4 protein-coding genes are annotated in these 2,585 nt (G+C 61.6%); 3 read left to right on the plus strand and 1 reads right to left on the minus strand.

All coding sequences use genetic code 11. The annotated features are described in order from the left end of the window. The 3 genes from AUC71_RS11535 to AUC71_RS11545 all read left to right on the plus strand — a co-directional run. The coding region (locus AUC71_RS11535; RefSeq protein ID WP_141701636.1) for a DUF4396 domain-containing protein at positions 1–412 on the plus strand (412 nt) is incomplete at its 5' end. Positions 413–564: 152 nt separating this feature from the next. Next, positions 565–852, plus strand: coding sequence for a diguanylate cyclase domain-containing protein (locus AUC71_RS22000; protein ID WP_069624383.1), 288 nt, complete (start codon positions 565–567; stop codon positions 850–852). Next, positions 827–1,513, plus strand: a complete 687-nt coding sequence (locus tag AUC71_RS11545) for a GGDEF domain-containing protein (protein WP_280139312.1) — start codon at positions 827–829, stop codon at positions 1,511–1,513. Before AUC71_RS22000 ends, AUC71_RS11545 begins: the two co-directional genes overlap by 26 nt. Here AUC71_RS11545 and AUC71_RS11550 read toward each other — a convergent pair. Then, positions 1,510–2,397, minus strand: a complete 888-nt coding sequence (locus AUC71_RS11550; protein ID WP_069624385.1) for a hypothetical protein — start codon at positions 2,395–2,397, stop codon at positions 1,510–1,512. The genes AUC71_RS11545 and AUC71_RS11550 overlap by 4 nt on opposite strands. Positions 2,398–2,585: the final 188 nt, after the last annotated feature.

Here is a 2,585-nt window from a genome sequence, read left to right on the forward strand (position 1 = left end):
CGCGCGCGCCCTCAAAGGCACGTTCACCTCCGAACTGTTGTCCATGAATTGCCTGATGGGCGGCATGCTCCCGGTCTCGGCCCTGGCCTTTCAGGGCAACCCGGACGCCCACGATCCGGCACAGCCCCTATTCTGGTTCCGCATGTCGTGTGCGCTGATGGTCGGCGCCGCCTTCGCCTACCCGATGAACTGGTGGCTCGTCGCCCATCATCTGAAGCACGGCATGCTGACCGTGCGCCCGCAAGGCTCGGCCATGCCCGGCATGGACATGTCGAAAGAGAAGAAGGACAAGGCCGCCAGCGGATCGGCGATCCACGCGCCCTCGCCGCCCGTCTGGGTCATGGCTTTGGTCTCGTTCACGGTGCTCGCGATTGGCGTGTCGATCACCGTGATCTTCGGCACTGGCCACTAGGCCAGGATTTCAGGATTCCGACCGCAATGCCGCGTTTCCCAGAGCTTTCCGGCATTGCGCCAACTGAACCGGTTCCATAAACCGAACCTCAAACCTTACGCGGTACAAGGGTCTGAGATTTGCACGCCTCGCGCCGTGTAAGGACCCTTGTCATGCGTACTGCGTTCGGTGATCCCCTTCAGGGCGATCAACTTTCAGGGCTTTTGAGCCGCGCGGCGTTCTTCGCCGAAGCGTCGCTCGCCTGCCGGCAAAAGGACGAGACACTGTCGGTCATCATGATCGACATCGACAGCTTCAAGGCCATCAACGAACATTACGGCCATCTCGTCGGCGACCGCACGATCATGGCCGCAGCCGACGTGATCCGCGCTCTCGAACGGCCGCGGCCGGCTGGGCAGCGACGAGTTCGGTGTCCTGCTCAAGGGCCTCACGCTCGATGAGAGCGTCAAGATCGCCGAAGACCTGCACGCCAACCTCAGCGACGTCACGCTCGACACGGGCGAATGGACCATCAACGTGTCTTGCAGCCTCGGTGTGGCTGAGCTGCAAAGCGGCGACAGCCTCGACGACTTGATGAAGCGTACCGATCTTGCGCTCTACCGCGCCAAGCAAGAGGGGCATGATCGCGTGGCGACCGCGCCGCCCGACTCTTGGATAAGCGAACGCCCGCGTCTGGGGGTGAGCATGGCGCGGCACCTGCCCGCGCCGGCGCCCAATGTCAAAGACCGGCGCAAGGGAGCGCCGCCGGGGCCTGCGCTCTACGGCCGCATCTTTGCCATCATCGACCTCTTGATCGCCTCGGGTCTACGCGACGACATCGCTGCGCAAATCATGGCCCAAAGGCTTATCGGCGCCGGCGTCCCTACCCCCGATGACGTTGAGGCGGCGGATTGGTGGCGAGACATTCTAGATCGCAGGGCCGCTTTCCGGGCCGGCGATGCCACCGAGGAGGGTTTGCGCGAGTACGGCAAAGTGGTGGCCGCGATCGAGACCATTCCACCGCACGATCGTGTGGAATGCGCCCTCACCAACGATCTGTGGGACCGCCGGCGGATGGTCGCGAGCGAACGGTCTTCCGAACACGGACTCATGGTTCCCTAGTACTGGTAGCCGAGCCCGAAGATCACCTTCTGAATGTCGGTGAAGAACTCGTCGGCTTGATAATTGGCGTATTTCGCTTCCGCGTAGAAGCCGTTCCGCAAGGGCAGGTAGGCGTAGAAGTCGAACTCCGAGCCGTAATCGAGGTCCTGTACCGCCGAGCGGAACTCGTGATACTGCGCAAGCAGCAAGAGGCCACCGAAAGCGCTGAGCGGCCCGCTTGAGCCTTGGGGCATCTTGTATTTGGCCTCGATATAAAAGTCCTGAAGGCCCGTCGGCGGCGTCACCAGAAACACATCGGCGAAGCCGTTGAAGATGTGCCCGGTGGCGAGCGGCGTCTGGAATGCGGCAAAACCGTCGTCGCTGCCCAGAAGCTCGTAAACGGCCGTCGCGGTAAATCCGCCCTTCGACAACCCCTGTTCCACGCGAACATAGTCGGCGTCGTAGTCGACCGGCGCATCGCCGTAGCTCGTCTGTTGGGCGTATTCCAGCCGGTAGTGATAGGTCAGACGATCGTTCAGCTTCTGCTTGCCTTTCAGAAAGCCGCCATAGCTCGCATTCGACAAAGGATCGAGATCGTAGAGATCCATCAAATATGTGTAAGCGGTGAGCTTGCCGATGGAGAGTTCCTTGCTCTCGGCGTGCATCAGATGAACGTTGGAGTGAATATTCCCGACCGGCGAGCTGTCACTGAAGATGCGGTTCACGTTGCCGATATAGGCATAGAGCAACGTGACGCCGGGTAGCGCCGTAACCGTCGCCTTGGCGCCGTCGAAGGTCTGGTCGTTCTGGCGCCAAGCGACCGAGCCCACATAGCGGAGATTGTCGAGGTTCTCCAGAAAGCGACCGCCGAGCAGCGCCACGCCCGGGATGTTTTGCGATTCCAAATAAGCCTGATCGACCTCGCGGACTCGACGTCCACGACAATCGGGTACTGAGTCCTGCCGTTGATCGTATTGTTGAAATCATCGGGCCCGAGCTCGACGACGAACTCGCCTTCGACGCCGGCGCGGAAGCCATGGAAGAAGCCAGACTCGACGCCGGTCTTGTTCCGCAAGGTCGAAGCGCGCGCGTC

This window comes from Methyloceanibacter marginalis (assembly GCF_001723295.1).
Classification (GTDB): Bacteria; Pseudomonadota; Alphaproteobacteria; order Rhizobiales; family Methyloligellaceae; genus Methyloceanibacter; species Methyloceanibacter marginalis.